The 18122-nt window shown below is 57.7% G+C and carries 13 protein-coding genes; 9 read left to right on the top strand and 4 right to left on the bottom strand.

From position 1 onward, the window contains the following. Positions 1-65 precede the first annotated feature (65 nt). Entirely contained in the window at positions 66-2000 is a 1935-nt protein-coding gene (locus JAO77_RS10125) for a fumarate reductase/succinate dehydrogenase flavoprotein subunit (RefSeq protein ID WP_198990227.1), read from the top strand. Positions 2001-2149: 149 nt separating this feature from the next. Further along, complete coding sequence (locus JAO77_RS10120; protein ID WP_198990404.1) at positions 2150-2905, top strand: succinate dehydrogenase/fumarate reductase iron-sulfur subunit; 756 nt, start codon at positions 2150-2152, stop codon at positions 2903-2905. A 98-nt stretch (positions 2906-3003) separates the two neighbouring features. On the opposite strand, the gene JAO77_RS10115 is transcribed toward JAO77_RS10120, so the two are convergent. Beyond that, a complete protein-coding gene (locus JAO77_RS10115) occupies positions 3004-3930 on the bottom strand; it encodes a cation diffusion facilitator family transporter (RefSeq protein WP_235998343.1) in 927 nt (308 codons plus the stop codon). Positions 3931-4441: 511 nt separating this feature from the next. Between JAO77_RS10115 and JAO77_RS10110 the strand changes: the two genes are divergently transcribed. Both JAO77_RS10110 and JAO77_RS10105 read left to right on the top strand, forming a co-directional pair. After that, positions 4442-5872, top strand: a complete 1431-nt coding sequence (locus tag JAO77_RS10110; RefSeq protein ID WP_198990225.1) for a glycosyltransferase — start codon at positions 4442-4444, stop codon at positions 5870-5872. An 11-nt stretch (positions 5873-5883) separates the two neighbouring features. Next, positions 5884-6357: a YdeI/OmpD-associated family protein gene (locus tag JAO77_RS10105; protein WP_198990224.1), complete on the top strand. Its 474-nt coding sequence runs from the start codon at positions 5884-5886 to the stop codon at positions 6355-6357. Positions 6358-6435: 78 nt separating this feature from the next. On the opposite strand, the gene JAO77_RS10100 is transcribed toward JAO77_RS10105, so the two are convergent. After that, complete coding sequence (locus tag JAO77_RS10100; protein ID WP_198990223.1) at positions 6436-8502, bottom strand: alpha amylase C-terminal domain-containing protein; 2067 nt, start codon at positions 8500-8502, stop codon at positions 6436-6438. A 74-nt stretch (positions 8503-8576) separates the two neighbouring features. Between JAO77_RS10100 and ggt the strand changes: the two genes are divergently transcribed. From ggt to infB, 4 genes are all read left to right on the top strand, one after another. Continuing rightward, positions 8577-10337 (top strand): gamma-glutamyltransferase, encoded by a 1761-nt coding sequence (gene ggt, locus JAO77_RS10095; protein WP_198990222.1) that lies wholly within the window; start codon positions 8577-8579, stop codon positions 10335-10337. Between the two features lie 374 nt (positions 10338-10711). Further along, the gene (rimP, locus tag JAO77_RS10090) at positions 10712-11206 is read left to right on the top strand and encodes a ribosome maturation factor RimP (protein ID WP_235998342.1); all 495 of its coding nucleotides are present in this window, start codon (positions 10712-10714) and stop codon (positions 11204-11206) included. A 180-nt stretch (positions 11207-11386) separates the two neighbouring features. Further along, positions 11387-12700: a transcription termination factor NusA gene (gene nusA / locus JAO77_RS10085; protein WP_198990401.1), complete on the top strand. Its 1314-nt coding sequence runs from the start codon at positions 11387-11389 to the stop codon at positions 12698-12700. Between the two features lie 124 nt (positions 12701-12824). Further along, on the top strand, positions 12825-15938 hold the full coding sequence (gene infB, locus JAO77_RS10080; protein ID WP_198990221.1) for a translation initiation factor IF-2: 3114 nt from the start codon (positions 12825-12827) through the stop codon (positions 15936-15938). Between the two features lie 221 nt (positions 15939-16159). On the opposite strand, the gene JAO77_RS10075 is transcribed toward infB, so the two are convergent. Further along, the gene (locus JAO77_RS10075; protein ID WP_198990220.1) at positions 16160-16573 is read right to left on the bottom strand and encodes a hypothetical protein; all 414 of its coding nucleotides are present in this window, start codon (positions 16571-16573) and stop codon (positions 16160-16162) included. 122 nt (positions 16574-16695) lie between these two features. After that, positions 16696-17073: a large conductance mechanosensitive channel protein MscL gene (mscL, locus tag JAO77_RS10070; protein ID WP_198990219.1), complete on the bottom strand. Its 378-nt coding sequence runs from the start codon at positions 17071-17073 to the stop codon at positions 16696-16698. A gap of 242 nt (positions 17074-17315) precedes the next feature. Here mscL and JAO77_RS10065 point away from each other — a divergent pair, with 242 nt between their 5' ends. Then, on the top strand, positions 17316-18110 hold the full coding sequence (locus tag JAO77_RS10065; protein ID WP_198990218.1) for an enoyl-CoA hydratase/isomerase family protein: 795 nt from the start codon (positions 17316-17318) through the stop codon (positions 18108-18110). The last annotated feature ends 12 nt before the right edge of the window (positions 18111-18122 follow it).

Raw genomic sequence — 18122 nt, 5'->3', positions numbered from 1 at the left:
CAAAATGCCTAGTTCGTGCTTCTCCTATACCCCTAACCTCCTGACTACCTAACCACCCGATAGATATGGAATTATTTTCCAAAGCGCCCGAAGGCCCCCTGGCCGAGAAATGGGACAAGCACAAATTCAACGTCAAGCTCGTTAACCCCGCCAACAAGCGTAAGTACGACGTGATTGTGGTGGGTACGGGTCTGGCTGGGGCCGCGGCGGCGGCATCGCTGGCCGAGCTTGGCTACAACGTGAAAGCCTTCACGTACCACGACTCGCCGCGCCGGGCTCACTCCATTGCGGCGCAGGGTGGCATCAACGCAGCTAAAAACTACCAGAACGACGGCGACTCAGTTTTCCGTCTTTTCTACGATACTATCAAGGGCGGCGACTACCGCGCTCGCGAAGCCAACGTGTACCGTCTGGCGCAGGTATCGGTTAACATTATTGACCAGTGCGTAGCGCAGGGCGTGCCGTTCGCTCGCGAATACGGCGGGCTGCTCGCCAACCGCTCGTTCGGGGGTGCGCAAGTAAGCCGCACGTTCTACGCTCGCGGCCAAACGGGCCAGCAGCTACTCCTAGGTGCCTACTCGGCTCTGAGCCGGCAGGTAGCCTACGGCAAAGTGAAGATGTATACCCGTTCGGAAATGCTCGACGTGGTAGTGGTAGACGGACAGGCCCGCGGCATTGTAACGCGTAACTTGGTAAACGGCGAGGTGCAGACCCATGCTGCCCACGCGGTAGTACTGGCTACGGGTGGCTACGGCAACGTATTCTACCTCAGCACCAACGCGAAGTACTGCAACGTAACTGCCCCGTGGCGTGCCCATAAGAAGGGCGCTTACTTCGCAAACCCCTGCTTTACCCAGATTCACCCCACCTGCATTCCGGTATCGGGCGATTATCAGTCGAAGCTGACGCTGATGTCAGAGTCGCTGCGTAACGACGGCCGTGTGTGGGTGCCCGCTACCAAAGAGATTGCCGAGCGCTTGCGCAAAGGCGAAATCCGGGTGCAGGACATCAAAGAAGAAGACCGCGACTACTTCCTGGAGCGCAAGTACCCTGCTTTCGGTAACCTAGTGCCACGCGACGTAGCCTCGCGCAACGCCAAAATGATGTGCGACGAAGGCCGCGGCGTAGGTGCCTCGGGCTTGGCCGTATACCTCGACTTTGCCGATGTTATTAAGCGCACTAGTGCCCAGGCAGTAAGCCAGAAGTACGGTAACCTTTTCGAGATGTACGAGAAGATTACCGACGAAAACCCTTACGAGATGCCTATGCGCATCTACCCGGCGGTGCACTACACCATGGGTGGTCTGTGGGTTGACTACAACCTGCAAACCACCATTCCGGGCCTGTATGCAGCCGGCGAATGCAACTTCTCGGACCACGGCGCCAACCGTCTAGGTGCTTCGGCACTGATGCAGGGCCTAGCCGATGGCTACTTCGTAATTCCGTACACCATTGGCGACCAGCTGGCTCAAACGCCGCCCAAGCCGGTGACGACCGACCACCCCGCTTTTGCCGAGGCGAAAGCCGCTGTGCAGGCGCGGGTAGAGCAGCTTCTGAGCATCAAAGGCAACCGCACGCCCGACGATTTCCACAAGGCCCTAGGTCATATTATGTGGGAATATTGCGGCATGGCCCGCAATGCGGAAGGCTTGAAGCACGCCAAAGCCGAGATTCAGAAGCTGCGCCGCGAGTTCTGGCAAGATGTAAAAGTGGTAGGCTCGGGCGAGGAGATGAACCAGGCGCTTGAGAAAGCCGGTCGCGTAGCCGACTTCTTGGAGCTAGGCGAGTTGATGATAGACGACGCCTACAACCGCAACGAAAGCTGCGGCGGCCACTTCCGCGAAGAGTACCAGACGCCCGAAGGCGAAGCCTTGCGCGACGACGACAACTACGCTTACGTGGCAGCTTGGGAGTACACGGGTGACAACCAGCCCGAAGCGCTCCACAAAGAAGAATTGGTGTTCGAAAACGTGAAGCTGACCCAGCGCAGCTACAAATAATTTAGAAGCTGTTAGCCGTTGGCTGTTAGCTGGTAGCGCTCTGCTATGGCTACCGCCTCTGTCTTAAAAAAAGCTAACAGCAAATAGCCAACAGCTAACAGCTAGAAAGAAAAATGGCCGGTTCTGCCTCCACTACCAATACCAAACCAATGAACCTGAAGCTACGGGTATGGCGCCAGCCTAACCGTCAGACTGAGGGGCAAATTGTCGAGTACAACGTCAAAGACATTTCCCCCGACATGTCTTTTCTGGAAATGCTCGACGTGCTCAACGAAGACTTGCTTCGCGCAGGTACGGACCCCGTAGCATTCGACCACGACTGCCGCGAGGGTATCTGTGGCTCGTGCGACTTGTTTATCAATGGCCGTTCGCACGGCCCCGAAAAGGGCACGACGACTTGCCAGTTGCACATGCGTAAGTTCTCGGACGGTGACACCATCACCATCGAGCCCTGGCGCGCTAATGCCTTCCCGGTTAACAAAGACCTTAGCGTCGACCGCTCGGCGTTCGACCGCATCATCCAGGCGGGTGGCTACGTGAGCGTGAACACGGGTGGCGCGCCCGATGGCAACGAGATTCCGATTCCGAAAGAGATTGCTGACCGGGCCTTCGAAGCTGCCACCTGTATCGGTTGCGGTGCCTGCGTAGCGGCTTGCAAAAACGCTTCGGCGATGCTCTTCGTGAGCGCCAAGGTATCGCAGCTGGCCCTGCTGCCCCAAGGCAAAGTAGAAGCTCAAACGCGCGTCGAAAACATGGTGGCCCAAATGGACATCGAAGGCTTCGGCGCTTGCTCTAACATTGGCTCGTGCGCTGCCGAATGCCCTGTAGGTATTTCGCTCGAAAACATCGCTATTCTAAACCGCGAGTTCCTAACGGCCAAGGCTGCATCGAATAACTTAGCTTAACTCGCTTAGGTCATAATCTTTAAAAGGCGCCCTAGTAGACCTAGGGCGCCTTTTTTATGCACTATGGATAACGACAGCATAGCTGGCAACCGAGGGAGCTAAGCAGCGGGTTTAGCGAGGTTGGCAGGCTGAACGAATATATGCTTTACATCGGGATGAGCCGCTTCAATCTTGGCGCGCAACTGCTCTACCGCCTGGGTGAGCTGCGCAGCGGACAAACTGGAGGTAAACTCGACGGGCAGCACCACTAACAGCTCGTGAGGGCTAAGATAGGAAGACAGTGGCGCAGCCGTATTGATAATGGTAGCCTCAGCCTGCGCTAGCTCCGTAATTTCTTGCAACAGGGCTGGTTCGGCTGGCTCACCGAGCAGTAGACTTTTGGTTTCGCGTAGCAGCAACCCTGCTACTACCAGCAGAAGCAGGCCAATAAGCACCGAGGCCACACCATCAAGCACGGGTTGATTGAGCAAATGACTAAGAAACACTCCTAGGAAGGCAATCAGCAAGCCCAGTAAATCGGATGCGTCTTCAAACAACACGACGAAAATAGAAGGGTCCTTGCTAGCACGAAAGGCTTTCCAAAATGGCTGGCGGCCGCGCTGAGCATTGAAGGTGCGGCGGGCTACCAAGAAGGAGGCCCCATCGAAGCAGAAGGCTACTGCTAGCACCACGTAGTTCCAGGTGGGGCTACGTAGTGGGGCAGGGTGCCGAATGTGGTCGATGCCATCGTAGAGCGAGAGGCCGCCGCCAATCACAAAGATGAAAACAGCCACCATGAAGGCCCAGAAATACAGCTCGCGGCCGTAGCCAAACGGCCGCCTCTCAGTAGCAGGATGTTGGCTTTTGCGCAGCCCAAGTAGCAGTAGCCACTCGTTGGCCGTATCTACGAGCGAGTGAATGCCCTCGGACAGCATAGCCGAGCTGCCCGTGAACCAAGCGGCCACAAACTTGATGGCAGCAATGCCAAAATTGGCAGCCAGTGCGGTGATAATGGCAATCTTGGATTGCGGCTCGTTGGTAGACAAGGGCGTAGCGAGCGATGCGAATAATGAGGCTCGCATATTAGTACGCACGTAGGCAGCCTAGGGCTGCCGCAGGGCTAACTATAAGCAAAGGCGCGCATCCTTGAACTGAGCACTAATACCCAGAAGCTGTTCGGCGTGAGTTAGCGAAATTGCAGCAACTTGCCTGATAGCAGACAGTGACCGGATACCTCTCCGATAGTAAGTCGCTGTTGGTTTGCCTGACCTAGCGCATTAGGCCGAGCGGCGGTTACGCAGGGCTATGCGCAGCCGAGTTAGTCAGCACATAATACTTTTCCCAAGTAAAATTGGCCACGAGGCAGAGGAGGCCGTATAGATAAACTAAACAATCGAAAGGCACTCTCTCAAACTAGCGAGCACTAAAAGCTAAGCTTTAATGCAAAAAGCAAAGCGCTAAGAACCTGCTTAGAGCACCTTGATTATAGTAATATTCTGAGGCCAGCCACGGAATTGCGTTTCGCAGCACCGTTATTCGCAGGCACATTTGCCGCCCATGAGTTTGCTTGCTGCTGCCGTTCCCGTTACCGTCTTGGTTTTAGCCTGGGATGAAGCCGCCCCCGCTGTGCGCGCGGTAGTGGACGCCACCGAAGCCCCGACTCCGGCGCTAGATTCGGTAGTGGTGCTGGTGCCCGCCGCCACGGGCGAGCCTACACAGGAAGAATTTTTACCTCTTGCCGCAGACGAACCCGCGCCGCCCGTTCTCGCGGCAGACAGCGCAGAACTGCCATTAGCGGAAGCCGACAACGCCGCGCCGGCAATCCCTGAAGTGCCCGCCACTACGCCCAGCACACTGCCAGATTTGCCAGTGCTGGAGCCCGCACCGACGGTTTTGCCGCCCCTAGGTATTTCGCCAGAAGCTCTGCCCATCCCTAAGGTGCCCGCTACTCTGGTCGCAGTAGCGCCAGAGCCGCTTGCTTGGTCGGCGGTGCGCGTGCTCCGCCTCAGCAGCTTTAGCTTGCCCGAGCTTACCGAGCTGAGTAAGCAAGCCCTGCCCGGGGTTATTTGGCAGGGTATTGCCGACCAGCCCGCCGTTCCCTACCTAGGCAGTCAAGGAGAAGACATTAAAGATGAACTTCTTCCGGTACCTAGCCTAGGCATTGCCCAGCCCAGGGTAGCAGCTCTCGAAAAAAACGAATTTTTAGCCTTTGCCCCCACCCTGCCGGCCACGGCTCAACCCGAGCAGCCCCTGTCAGCACTGGCGCCAACTTACTTACCAGCCGAGTTGCCGGTGCCCGCCCCCGATGCGGAAGCAGACCTAGCCCCTAGCTTGTCTGAGTTAGCGACCGAAGAAGACCCCACTACGCAGGTGCCATTGGCCGAGCCCCTAGGGCCCGCCCATGCAGGCTGGTCGGAAGACCTAGCGGCCCTACGCGCGCCCCTGCCGCTAGAGGAGCCGGCGCCCGCTACCGACCTTGAGGACGAGGCGTCCTACTACGAGGCTACGGTTGGAGAGCCGTTGGCTACGGAGTCCAGCGACATTCCTACAGAACCTAGGGTGGTGAGCCAGCCGTTTGAGGCGCCAAATCTGAATTTCCAGGTTATTCAGTACGCACGCTTTGCGGTGCCGGTGGCCTTGGCGCAGGCGCCGTTTGCGGCCATCTATGCGCCGGCTTGGCCGACTTGGCTGGCGGCGCAAGAGCTGCGCTACCGCACGCGGCAGCCGCTGGTGCTGCACGTGTCTACACTAGCCGCGGGCGAAGCCGATTCACTCGAAACTGCTACTGGCTGGCAAGCCGAGCTGCAACGCCAGGCCCTGCACCGCGCAGACCTTATTTTGGCCGAAACACCGGAGCTCACGCGCCGTCTGCGCCTCGACATAGGCCTACCATCTGACCTCGTGCGCACCGTAGCCGCCGCCGATGCCGACGCTGTGGCGCAGGCTTTGCGCACCGCACAGCTACGCCCAAGCGGCAGTGCAAGTTAATTTTACGGCTGATGACAGATTTTGAACAGGAATTTGAAGCGGTGCTCGAAGACGACCCGCGCACGGGCGACGTGTTTGTGGTGGTGCCTTTCTCGGTAGCCGAGGTCTACGGCACCAAAGACGAGCTACCCGTGCAAACGGCCATCGAGGGCTTTCCCTACCAAGGCGAGCTGACCCCGCTCGGCGATGGCTACTATGCCCTAGTAGTACCCCGCGAGGTGCGCCGCGCGGTAGGCAAAACCGTGGGTGATGTGCTGCACGTAGCCCTTAGCCACGACCTCAGCGAGCGCGTGGTGAACCTGCCCGACGACTTAGCCGCGGGCTTGGCAGACACTCCTGCCGCCAGCACTTTCTTCAAGAGCCTGACTAAGCCCGAGCAACGCTCCTACGTGCGCTACCTCAAAGGCGCTAAGTCGCCCGAGATTCGCGCCAAGCGCCTTACCGAAACGCTATACCGCCTCAGCATCGGGCGCAAACGCGAGTAATAAATGAGCAATGGGAGTAAAAGGCAATGAGCGTAATGCTGTTCTAACATTACGCTCATTGCCTTTTACTCCCACTACCTACGCCTTGGCTAACACCAAGGCCGTGCGGCTGGGCACATACAGCCGCAGGCGGGGTGCCTTGGCGGTGCCACCTCCCCCTAGGGTATCATACGTAACGGATTCGTCGAGCCGGTCGAAGCCCCCGAAAGCAGGCCGGTCGGAAGTGAGCACTAGGCGGTAGCGACCCACGGCGGGCACCGGGATACCGTAGTCAAAAAAGCTCTCGCTCACGTTGAAGCTAAATATAAACACTAGCCCGGCCCGCTCAAAGGCGATGATTTTGTTGCCGTAGTCTATGTTGAGCAGTTGAGCAGGACCTTTTAGCAAGAGCTGGCGCTGGCGGGCCAGACCCAGCATGGCCTGGTCGAAGGCCAGTAGCTGGCTATAGCGTAAGTCGGGGTTGTCGGCTAGGCTCCACTGGCGGCGGGCGTAGTGATAGCTCCAGTCGTTGCCAGCCCGCGGGAAGTCTATCCACTCGGGGTGGCCAAACTCATTGCCCATAAAATTGAGGTAGGCCTCGCCGCCCGCACTCAGCGTAATGAGCCGGATAAGCTTGTGCAGGGCTATGGCCCGCGCCGCGCCGCCATCGGGGTCGCTGGCCTGCATGTGGTGGTAGATAGCATCGCCAAATAGCCATTGCGACAGTGTTTTATCGCCCACCAGCGCCTGGTCGTGGCTTTCGGCGTAGGCCACCGTTTTTTCGCCCTGGCGGCGGTTCACGAGTTGGTGCCACAGCTCGCCTAGGTCCCAGTCTTCGTCGCTCTTGTGCTTAAGGGTCTTAATCCAGAAATCGGGTAAGCCCATCCCTAAGCGGTAGTCGAAGCCTACGCCCCCATCGGCAATGGGGCGGCACAGGCCAGGCAGGCCGCTCATGTCCTCGGCTACCAGAATGGCCGACTTCTTAAACTCGCGCACCAGCGTGCTAGCCAGCATGAGGTAGAGAATGGCATCGTCGTCGGCCTGCGGGCCAAAGTAGCTGTCGTAGCCCCCAAACGCGTGGCCCTCGCCGTGGTGGTGGTAGAGCATCGACGTGACGCCATCGAACCGGAAACCGTCAAAGTGGAACTCCTCAAGCCAGTAGCGCAGATTGCTGAGCAAGAACTGCTGCACCTCGGGCCGGCCGTAGTCAAATAGCTTCGAGTCCCAACCGGGGTGGTTGCCGCGGTCTCCCTTATGAAAGTAGAGGTTGCCCGAGCCATCGAAATCGGCCAGGCCCTCGGCTTCGTTTTTCACAGCGTGCGAGTGCACCAAGTCGAGCAGCACCACAATGCCGCGCTTATGCGCCTCGTTTACTAAGTACTTCAGGTCTTCGGGCGTGCCGAAGCGAGAGCTAGGAGCAAAAAAGTTGGCGACATGGTAGCCAAACGAGCCGTAGTAAGGGTGCTCCAGCACGGCCATTAGCTGCACGCAGTTGTAGCCATCGGCTTGGATGCGGGGCAGCACACGGTCGGCAAACTCGCGGTAGGTGCCCACGCGCCCCTCTTCAACCGCCATGCCCACGTGCGCCTCATAAATGAGCGGCTGGCCTTTGGTGGCGTTGGCCACCCGAAATGTTTGGTCGGTCCACTGAAACGGAGCCTCAGGCACCCAGAGCTGGGCCGAGTAATCTTTGCTGTGCTCGTCTTGCACGGCCCGGCGCAGATAAGCGGGCAGGCGGTCTTTGCCGTGGCCGTGGGCCACCACGTGCAGCTTGTAGCGCGAGCCGGCAGCGGGGCGGCGCCCGTGCTCATCATCGGCAATAAAGCCTTCCCAAATACCAGTAGCTTCGTCTTTGTGCAACGGGTCAGCCCCGCGGTTCCAGAAATTAAAGTCGCCGACTAGATACATAGCCTCGGCACCCGGCGCCCACTCGCGCACCACGTAGCCGCGGCGGCGTGGGTCGTAGTGCAGCCCTAGGCGCTGGTGGGCCAGGGCAAATTTGCTAAGCGAGCCGTATTCCTTCTTAATGACGGCTAGCCGGTCGGCCAGGCGCTGTTGGCGGGCCAGGAGCACGGGCTCGTAGGGCTGCAACCAAGAATCTTCTTGGGTGAGCGTCAGCGAAGGAGCGGTAGAAACGGTGGCGGAGGCCTGGTCGTCGGCAGACATAAGCAAGGAAAAAATAGGGACATCCAAAGGTAGGCAGCCGCCCGATAGCCGAGCCGCGGTGCCTACTTTGCAGTATGCAATTATTTACTCGTCTCTACGGAGCTGGTTTGTTGGTGGTCACTTTAGCTAGCCCCGCGCTGGGGCAGCTAGCCAAGCCCACCCGCCCAGCTAAGCCCACTAGCACCGTGGCCAACCAGCTGCCACCAGCGGCTGCGCCCGTGGTAGCCAAGCACGCGCTGGTAGTATCGGCTCACCCGGCAGCTTCTAAAGTAGGCCGCGACATTATGCAGCAAGGCGGCAATGCCTACGACGCGGCCGTGGCCGTGCAGTTTGCATTGGCCGTAGTGCTGCCAGTGGCCGGCAATATTGGCGGCGGTGGTTTTCTTGTGTACCGCGACCACAGCGGCACGGCCGGCACTCTAGACTTTCGCGAAACGGCCCCCGCTGCCGCCAGCCGCGACATGTACCTCAACGCCAGCGGCAACGTGGTACCTGGCCTCAGCACAGCTGGCGCGCTGGCTGTGGGCACGCCCGGCACCGTGGCCGGCATGGAAGTCCTTCATAAAAAGCTTGGCAAACTCCCCTGGGCTAAGCTAGTGGCCCCAGCCGTGCGCCTGGCGCGCTACGGCGTGGCCCTCACCGATAAAGAAGCCGCGGGCCTCAACCGCACTCAGGCCGATTTCATGAAGTACAACCCTGGCTCGCCGCCCGTGTTCGTGCGGGCCACGGCCTGGCAAAAAGGCGATACCCTTAAGCAGCCCGACTTGGCGGCTACGCTCCAACGCGTTCAGGACCAAGGCCGCGCTGGTTTTTACCAAGGTAAAACATCCGAGCTATTACTGGCCGAAATGCGGCGTGGCAAGGGTCTCATTACCCAGCAAGACCTTACCAGCTACCAGCCCAAGTGGCGCGCCGCCCTGCATGGCCAGTACCGCGGCTATGATGTCATCACGATGCCACCGCCCAGCAGCGGTGGCGTAGCCCTGCTGCAAATGCTGCAAATGCTAGAACCCTACAACCTAGCTAACCTAGGCTATCATACGCCCACGGCAGTATCCCTTATTACGGAGACGCAGCGCCGGGCTTATGCCGACCGCGCTACCTACCTAGGTGACCCCGATTTTGGAAAAGTACCCGTAGCGCAGCTGCTCGCGAAAGACTATAATAAGCAGCGTGCCATGACTATCCGCCCCGATGGCCAGGCCACCCCGAGCGCCAGCATCACGGCTGGCCCTGGCCTGCCGCCATACGAAAGCGACCAAACTACGCACTACAGCATCGTCGACGCGCAAGGCAACGCTGTAAGTTGCACTACCACTCTCAACGGCGCTTACGGCAGCAAAGTAGTAGTAACCGGTGCCGGCTTCCTGCTTAATAATGAGATGGATGATTTTTCATCTAAGCCCGGCGTACCCAACTTCTATGGCCTAGTGGGCGGCACTGCTAACGCCATCGCCCCCGGCAAGCGTATGCTCAGCAGCATGACGCCCACTATCCTTACCAAAAACGGCAAGCTAGCTCTCATAACGGGCTCGCCGGGCGGTAGCACTATCATTAATAGTGTATTGCAGTCCATCCTCAGCATCGTAGACTATGGGGCCGATGCCGAGCAGGCCGTATCGGCCCCGCGCCTGCACCACCAGTGGCTACCCGACCAGCTTGATGTGGAGGCCGGCGCCCTCACACCCGAGGCTGAAAAAACGCTACAGGAAAAGGGCTACAACCCGAAGCCACGGGCGCCGTGGGGCCGGCTCGACATCATTAGAGTGCGGCCCAACGGGCAGCTAGAGGGCGGCGCCGACCCTAGGGGCGACGATGCTTCGGTAGGCTACTAGCACAACGCTGCATGTCCAAAGCAGCCGAGTCTATTATTGCTTGGTCGGTAGCAGGCCTATTGGTCATGAGTGCTGTGACCGGCTTAGCTATTGCCGATATTCTAGTGAGTTTGAAGTATGAAACAAATAACTCTGAAGCATGTATCAGCCAAGTAACTCACCAGAATTTATGCTGGCAGTTGCACTTAACCCAGGGTCTCTGTGCTGGCAGTCTCACACTTGCCTCGCTCATTACCCTAGTTGCTTGGTGGTGCAATACGGACACCTAGGAATGGCTAGTTGCCGCTACTTGCAAAGCCTCTAAGAATTTCGTACCTTTGCACTCGAAATTGGTATTCAATCTGAAAAGAGGGGACGCGCAGTCCCCTCTTTTTTTGTCCCAGCCCCCGCCCGCCATGGCCCAATTTGACCGCCACCGTATTCAGCAGCTACTCGCCGACGCCCTCGGCGACAGTGGGTTGTACGTAGTTGACCTGACCGTTTCTGATTCGGTGATGCCCAAAATCACCGCCACGCTCGATGGCCCCAACGGCCTAGGCATTCAGGAGTGCGCCCAGGTGACACGCCGCCTCAACCGCGGCCTCGAAGAAGCGTATGGCGAAGAGGCTGCTTACTCGCTCGAGGTTACCTCGCCCGGCGCCGACCAGCCCCTCACCGACCCACGCCAGTACCAGCGCCATGTTGGCCGCAGCCTCGCGCTGAAGCTGGCCGATGGCACTGAGAAAACGGGTCCGCTCACTGCCGTCACGCCCGAAGGCATTGAGCTGGAAGAAGTTATTAAAGTAAAGTCGAAGAAAACTACGCTTCCTGCTGCCTTTTTTCCTTTCGGGGACATTAAGGAGGCAAAAGTTGTTATCTCCTTTAAATAAGCTGTTAGCTAACAGCTAGCAACTGTTAGCTTTTCGCCCGACGCAAGCAGCCGGTTTTGACCGGCTGTTGATATTCAAAAAGCTACCAGCTGATAGCCCGAAGCTAGCAGCCAAAAACTATCTCTCATGGCTAAAAAAGCAACCCCTAGCCCACAGGAAGTCGCCGCCGCGGCGGCCGACCTGAACGCCCGGATGCTCATCGAGAACTTCCAAGAGTTCGCCAAGAGCCGCAACATCGACCGGCCCACGATGATGTCTATCCTCGACGACGTGTTTCGGACGATGATTCGCAAGAAGTTTGAGGACGACTCTAACTTCGACGTGATTATCAACCCCGATAATGGTGACCTAGAGATTTGGCGTAACCGCGAAATCGTGGACGACGACTCGGAGGATATCTGGGACCTCGATAAGATTCCGCTGAACGAGGCCCAAAAGATTGAGCCCGATTTTGAGATTGGTGAGTCGGTAGCCGAGCCCATCAAGATTGATGACTTTGGACGCCGCGCTGTACTCCTAGCCCGCCAAACGCTGATTCAGCGCGTGAAGGACATGGAGCGCGACAACCTGTATCAGAAATACAAGGACCTAGTAGGCGAAATCATCACTGGCGAAGTGTACCAAGTATGGAGCCGCGAGGCCCTTATCTTGGACAAAGACGAAAACGAGCTGGTGCTGCCCAAGAGCGAGCAGATTCCGAAGGACCGCTACCGCAAGGGCGACACCGTGCGCGCCGTAGTGCACCGCGTGGATGTTGTGAATGGCACGCCCAAGGTTATCCTGAGCCGCGCTGCCCCCGCTTTCCTCGAGCGCTTGTTTGAGCAGGAAGTACCCGAAATTTTTGATGGCCTCATTACCATCAAAAACGTAGTGCGCGAGCCCGGCGAGCGCGCTAAAGTAGCCGTAGAAAGCTACGACGAGCGCATCGACCCAGTAGGTGCCTGCGTGGGTATGAAAGGCAGCCGCATTCACCCAGTAGTGCGAGAGTTGATGAACGAAAACATCGACATCATCAACTACACTGACAATCTTGAGCTGTTCATTGCCCGGGCCCTCAGCCCCGCCAAGGTAGGTTCCATGAAAATCAGTGAACAAACTGGCCGAGTTTCCGTGTTCATGAAGCCTGACCAAGTGAGCTTGGCCATTGGCCGGGGTGGTGCCAACATCAAGTTGGCTTCGCGTCTGGTAGGCATGGAAATCGACGTCTTCCGCGAAGCCACCGACTACGAAGAAGATATTGCGCTCGACGAGTTTACCGATGAAATTGATGCTTGGGTAATCACCGAGCTCAAGAAAATTGGCCTCGACACGGGCCGCGCTGTGTTAGCCGTTAAAAAGGACGACATCGTGCGCCGCACCGAGCTAGAAGAAGAAACGGTGGACGATGTATACCGCATTATTCGTCAAGAATTTGCGGACGACGACGACCTTCCGACTGACGAAGCTGCTCCTGCCGCTTCGGCTACCCCCGACAGCGCTCCGGCCGCCCAATGAGGGCCGGGGCCAACCGCCCGCAGGGATATTATTAAATCGAGCCAGTAGGCTTGGTTTATAGCCTGCTGGCCAGATTTAATCTTTACCTTTGCACCCAAGAACGTATCGTTCGCGACTTTATAGAATGGCGGAAGCAACCCCGAAACGGCTTATTCAGGCGGCCAAAGACCTGAACATCGGTATCGACCGGGCCGTCGAGACCCTTTCCCGCAAGGGGATTGTGGTCGAAAATAAGCCCACTACCAAGCTCACTGGCGAGCAGGTGGCATTGTTGGAAAAGGAATTTGCCGCCTCGGCTCAGGACAAGCAGGAAGCACAGCGCCATACGCAGGCGCGCCGCCAGAATGAGCTGAATGCCCAGGCACAAGCCGCCGTTGCAAAACCGGCCGCGCCTGCACCTGCGCCAGCACCAACTCCCAAGCCAGCACCTGCTCCTATAGCAGCAGCCCCCGCACCTACGCCAGTAGCTGCTCCTGTTGCTGCAGCATCGGCTCCAGCACCAGTTGCGCCTGCTCAGCCAGCTGCCGCACCAAGTGCTCCAGTAGCTGAAGCACCTAAAACTCCTGGCCTGAAGGTCTTGGGTAAGATTGAGTTAGATAGCAAGGGGCGCGTTATTCCTCCGCGTCCGGCCACGCCGGCTCCGGCACCTGCCCCTACTCCTGTAGCCACCCCAGCTCCGGCACCGCGACCCGCTGCAGTAGCCCAGCCTCAGCCTGATACTCCGGCCGCTCCGCGTCCTACTCCTGCGCCGGCAGCCCAGCCAGTAACCGCTAAGGCAGAGCCCGTTGCCGCGCCAGCGCCAGTAGTACCTACGCCTGCACCTGTGGCAGCAGCTCCTGTTGCACCTACACCTACGCCAGTAGCTACCGCACCCGCGACCCCAGCTGCCCCTACGGCTCCGGCAGAAGCGCCAGCTACTGAAGAAGGCACTATTACGGCCAAGGCTGACCAGCTGAAGGGCCTGACTGTACTAGGCAAGATTCAATTGCCGGTCGACTCGAGCCGTCGTGGTCCGGGTGGTCGTGGTCCTCGCCCCGTCGCCTCGTCTGATGTGCGCAAGAGCGGCGTTGGCAATAATAACAATAATAACCAGAAGAAGCGCCAGCGGCTGCCCGCTCCCGGCCAGCCAGGCGGTGGTGCTAACACTAGCCCTGGCACTGGCCAGCAAGGCGGCTACCAAGGCAACCGCCCGGCGGGTGCGCCCGGCCAGCAAGGTCAGGGAGGCAATCGCCCCGGTGGACAGGGCCAAGGTAATCGCCCCGCTCAAGGTAACAACCGCTCTGGTCAGGGTAACAACCGCACTCCGCAGCCTGCACTTACGCCCGAGCAAAACGATAAGCAGATTCAGGAGCAAATCAAGGCTACACTGGCTAAGTTGAGCGGCGGCAAAAACAACGCCGCTGCCAACCGCGCCCGCTACCGCCGCGATAAGCGAGGCATGGCTGCTGAAGAGCGCGAAGCACTCCGCGCCCAGAACGAACTCGACGCCAAGACCCTCAAGCTTACCGAATTTATCTCGGCTAACGACCTTGCGTCTCTGATGGACGTGAACGTGAACGAGGTAATTCGGGTATGCCTAGGTATGGGTATGTTCGTATCCATCAACCAGCGCCTCGACGCCGAAGCCATCACGGTTATCGCCGACGAGTTTGGCTACGATGTAGAATTCCTCTCGGCCGAAGAAGACGAGGAGGCTATCGACCTGAGCGATGCCCCCGAAGACTTGCAGCCGCGGGCTCCTATCGTGACTATCATGGGTCACGTCGACCACGGTAAAACGTCGCTACTTGACTACATCCGGAGCGCTAGCGTAGCTAAAGGTGAGGCCGGTGGCATCACGCAGCACATTGGCGCCTACGAGGTAACAACCAAGTCTGGCTCGCCCATCACCTTCCTTGATACGCCTGGTCACGAAGCCTTTACGGCTATGCGTGCCCGCGGTGCGAAAGTGACCGACATCGCTATCATCGTGATTGCGGCCGACGACTCAGTGATGCCTCAGACAAAGGAGGCTATCAACCACGCGCAGGCAGCCGGGGTACCGATTGTTATTGCCCTTAACAAAGTCGACAAGCCCACTTCTAACCCAGAAAAAATCCGCGAAGAACTTTCGCAGATGAACATCCTGGTAGAAGAGTGGGGCGGCAAGTACCAAAGCCAAGAGGTGTCGGCTAAGTCGGGCCTAGGGGTAGAGGACCTGCTCGAAAAAGTGCTGCTCGAAGCTGAACTACTCGACCTGAAAGCTAACCCCGAACGCAATGCGGTGGGTACGGTAATCGAAGCCGAGCTGGATAAAGGCCGCGGCTACGTTACGACGGTGCTGGTGCAGACCGGTACCTTGAACGTAGGCGATGTGGTACTGGCTGGCCCGCACTATGGCCGTGTAAAGGCCATGACCGACTACCGTGGCAAAAAGAAGAAGGTAGCTGGCCCAGCTACCCCAGTGCAGGTACTTGGCCTCACAGGTGCTCCGCAGGCCGGCGACCGTATTCAGGTAATGGAAACCGAGCGTGAAGCCCGCGAACTGGCCACCCAGCGCCAGCAGCTGGCCCGCGAGCAAAGCATCCGTACTAAAAAGCACATTACCCTCGACGAGATTGGCCGCCGCTTGGCTATCGGCTCATTTAAGGAGCTCAATATCTTGGTAAAAGGTGACGTGGACGGTTCGGTAGAAGCACTCTCCGACTCGCTGCTGAAGCTGAGCACGCCCGAAGTGAAGGTGAACATCCTGAGCAAAGGGGTAGGTGCCATCTCGGAAAGCGATGTACTGCTGGCTTCGGCTTCCGATGCCATCATCATCGGCTTCCAGGTGCGGCCCTCTCAGAGCGCTCGCCGCTTGGCCGAGCAAGAGCAAATCGACGTGCGCTTGTACTCCATCATTTACAACGCCATCAATGAGGTGAAGGACGCGATGGAAGGCATGCTGGCACCGACCCTGCACGAAGTGGTAGTGGCCAATGCCGAAGTTCGCCAAGTGTTCAACATCACCAAAGTTGGTACCATTGCCGGCTGTATGATGACGGACGGTACGCTCACTCGCAAAACTCGCGTGCGGGTGGTACGCGATGGCATTGTGCAGCATACTGGCGAGATTCAGGACCTCAAGCGTTTTAAAGACGATGTGTCGGAGGTGCGCCAAGGTTACGAGTGCGGTATTTCCATCAAAGGCTTCAATGACCTCCAAGAGGGCGATAACATTGAAGGCTTCGAAGAACAGGAAATTAAGCGTAAGCTCTAATCGCCGAGTCGAATGGATTTATTGGATGCAACGGATACGCCTGCCTACGGCAGGCTGACTTATCCAGAAATCACCTAAGGTCTTTTCAATAAAAAGAGAGGGTTACCCAACTGGGTAATCCTCTCTTTTTACCTATACCTAAACTTGCTTCTGACTGAGTAGTCAGCCTGCCGTAGGCAGGCGTATCCGTTGCGTCCAATAAATCCATTCGACTCGGCGGTCTAGAAAAGCAGGAATTTCTTTTTCTTTTTGTGGTTGTGCACCAAAGGCTGGCCTTTAGTAACACTACCAGGCGCTTGGTGACCTAGGCCGCGCTTGTTTTCCTGGCCGGGCATTGCCCGGTACTTGCGCAGCGTAAAGCCGCCGCTGCCCTTGTCATACTGGTGCGCAGGCTTGCCGTTACTGGCTCCAAAGCTGGTATTTCCCGTGCGAGCTTCCAGAATTTGCATCTGCTGGTCGCGCGCTGCGTCTTCAGGACTCATTTGCTGCTGTCGGCGCGTCCGGGCGGGGTCAATAGACTTAGGCGGGGCCTCGGCCGCTGGCGTGCCACCCGTAGCTGATTGGGCCTGGGCGGCCACAGCACTCACTAATACAAATGAACCAGCCAATAAACCAGCAGCAAGGATGTTTTTCACGCGAAAAAATTACAAATATGAAGCTTCGAAAGTACGCCGCTAACTGCTTATAAACTTCAATAAGTTCCGGCCCGGAGGTGCGATTGTGTGAAGGAAGTTGGCACCTCCCAGCTGTCGCCGCACTAGTTTCGGGTGCGTAGCGCGTCTCGAATCTCGGTTAGCAATACTTCCTCTTTAGTGGGCAAGGGCGTGGGTGGCTCTACTACAACTACCGGAGCGGGCCGCTTAAGCTTGTTAGCAGCCTGCACGATGAGAAAAATGCAGAAGGCAATGATAAAAAAGTTAAGCACCGCATTAATGAATAATCCCACTTTCATTGGCCCTAGGGTGATAGTAGAATAATCCATTTTGCCGACCACCAAGCCTAAAACTGGCATCAGAATGTCGTCGGTAAGCGACGAAACAATTTTACCAAAAGCAGCACCGATAATTACCCCGACCGCGAGGTCGAGTACGTTGCCCTTAGAAATAAACTCTTTGAATTCGGAAACGATGCTCATTGGGAGAAAGAGAAAAGGGTAAAAGGAGATTGCACTGTATGTGTACGACCTAGGCGAATGACTAGCAATTACTTGCCTGCCCTAATGATGGCACAAATACTGCTGCAATATGCAGGAAACATCCTATAGTCCAGTCAAAGCGAGGAATAATTTAACGCCATGTAACTGCCACCCCTGGCTAACGCTACTGCTACTGACCTAGCCTTACCTTTGGGGGCCCATCCGCATTTTGTGCTTTCTCTATGGCTCCCATCTTCGATAATTTGCTCTACGACCTGGATGCCGCTACTGGCATTCTTACGCTTACCGTCAACCGTCCTACGAAGCTCAATGCCTTAAATGCTGCTACTATTGCGGACCTAGGGAAAGCCATAGGGCACGCGCGCCAAGATGCGGCGGTGCGAGGCATTCTGCTGACGGGTAGTGGTGAGAAGGCATTCGTGGCCGGGGCCGATATTGCCGAGCTTGCTCAGTTGAGTGGCCCGGAGGCCCAGGAAGCCGCTGCCCGAGGGCAAGCCGTATTTCGGAGATTTGAGACCAGCCCTAAGCCTGTGGTGGCGGCCGTCAACGGCTTTGCCCTAGGGGGTGGCTGCGAGCTAGCAATGGCCTGCCACATCCGCGTGGCGGCTGAGAATGCCCGCTTTGGCCAGCCCGAGGTCAACCTAGGCCTGCTGCCTGGCTACGGCGGCACGCAACGCTTGGTACAGCTGGTGGGCAAAGGCAAAGCCCTAGAGCTGCTGCTCACCGCCGACCAAGTGAAAGCTGACGAGGCCCTGCGCCTGGGCCTGGCCAACCATGTAGTGCCGCAGACCGAGCTACTCACTTTTTGCCGTAACCTGCTGCTTAAGATTTTAACCAAGGCGCCCATCGCCCTAGGGCTTACTATCGACTGCGTAAATACTTACTTCGACCAGGGTGGTGAAGCAGGCTACGAAGCCGAAGCAACTGCCTTCGGTCAGGCTTTCGGAACCCGTGATTTTAAAGAAGGAACGGCAGCGTTTCTTGAAAAACGACCGGCCGTATTTACCGGAAAATAACTTTACCAAGGG

It is taken from the genome of Hymenobacter sp. BT559 (assembly GCF_016427535.1).
GTDB lineage: Bacteria > Bacteroidota > Bacteroidia > Cytophagales > Hymenobacteraceae > Hymenobacter.
Note: the sequence above shows the minus strand (reverse complement) of the source record. Positions and strands in the feature narration are given on the sequence as shown.

What these genes read in the sequence shown, in the direction of transcription:
- ggt (WP_198990222.1), top strand. Translation starts at nt 8,577, where the DNA reads ATGCAATTATTTACTCGTCTCTACGGAGCTGGTTTGTTGGTGGTCACT.
- JAO77_RS10120 (WP_198990404.1), top strand. Translation starts at nt 2,150, where the DNA reads ATGAACCTGAAGCTACGGGTATGGCGCCAGCCTAACCGTCAGACTGAG.
- infB (WP_198990221.1), top strand. Translation starts at nt 12,825, where the DNA reads ATGGCGGAAGCAACCCCGAAACGGCTTATTCAGGCGGCCAAAGACCTG.
- JAO77_RS10065 (WP_198990218.1), top strand. Translation starts at nt 17,316, where the DNA reads ATGGCTCCCATCTTCGATAATTTGCTCTACGACCTGGATGCCGCTACT.
- mscL (WP_198990219.1), bottom strand. Translation starts at nt 17,073, where the DNA reads ATGAGCATCGTTTCCGAATTCAAAGAGTTTATTTCTAAGGGCAACGTA.
- JAO77_RS10100 (WP_198990223.1), bottom strand. Translation starts at nt 8,502, where the DNA reads ATGTCTGCCGACGACCAGGCCTCCGCCACCGTTTCTACCGCTCCTTCG.
- JAO77_RS10110 (WP_198990225.1), top strand. Translation starts at nt 4,442, where the DNA reads ATGAGTTTGCTTGCTGCTGCCGTTCCCGTTACCGTCTTGGTTTTAGCC.
- JAO77_RS10125 (WP_198990227.1), top strand. Translation starts at nt 66, where the DNA reads ATGGAATTATTTTCCAAAGCGCCCGAAGGCCCCCTGGCCGAGAAATGG.
- JAO77_RS10105 (WP_198990224.1), top strand. Translation starts at nt 5,884, where the DNA reads ATGACAGATTTTGAACAGGAATTTGAAGCGGTGCTCGAAGACGACCCG.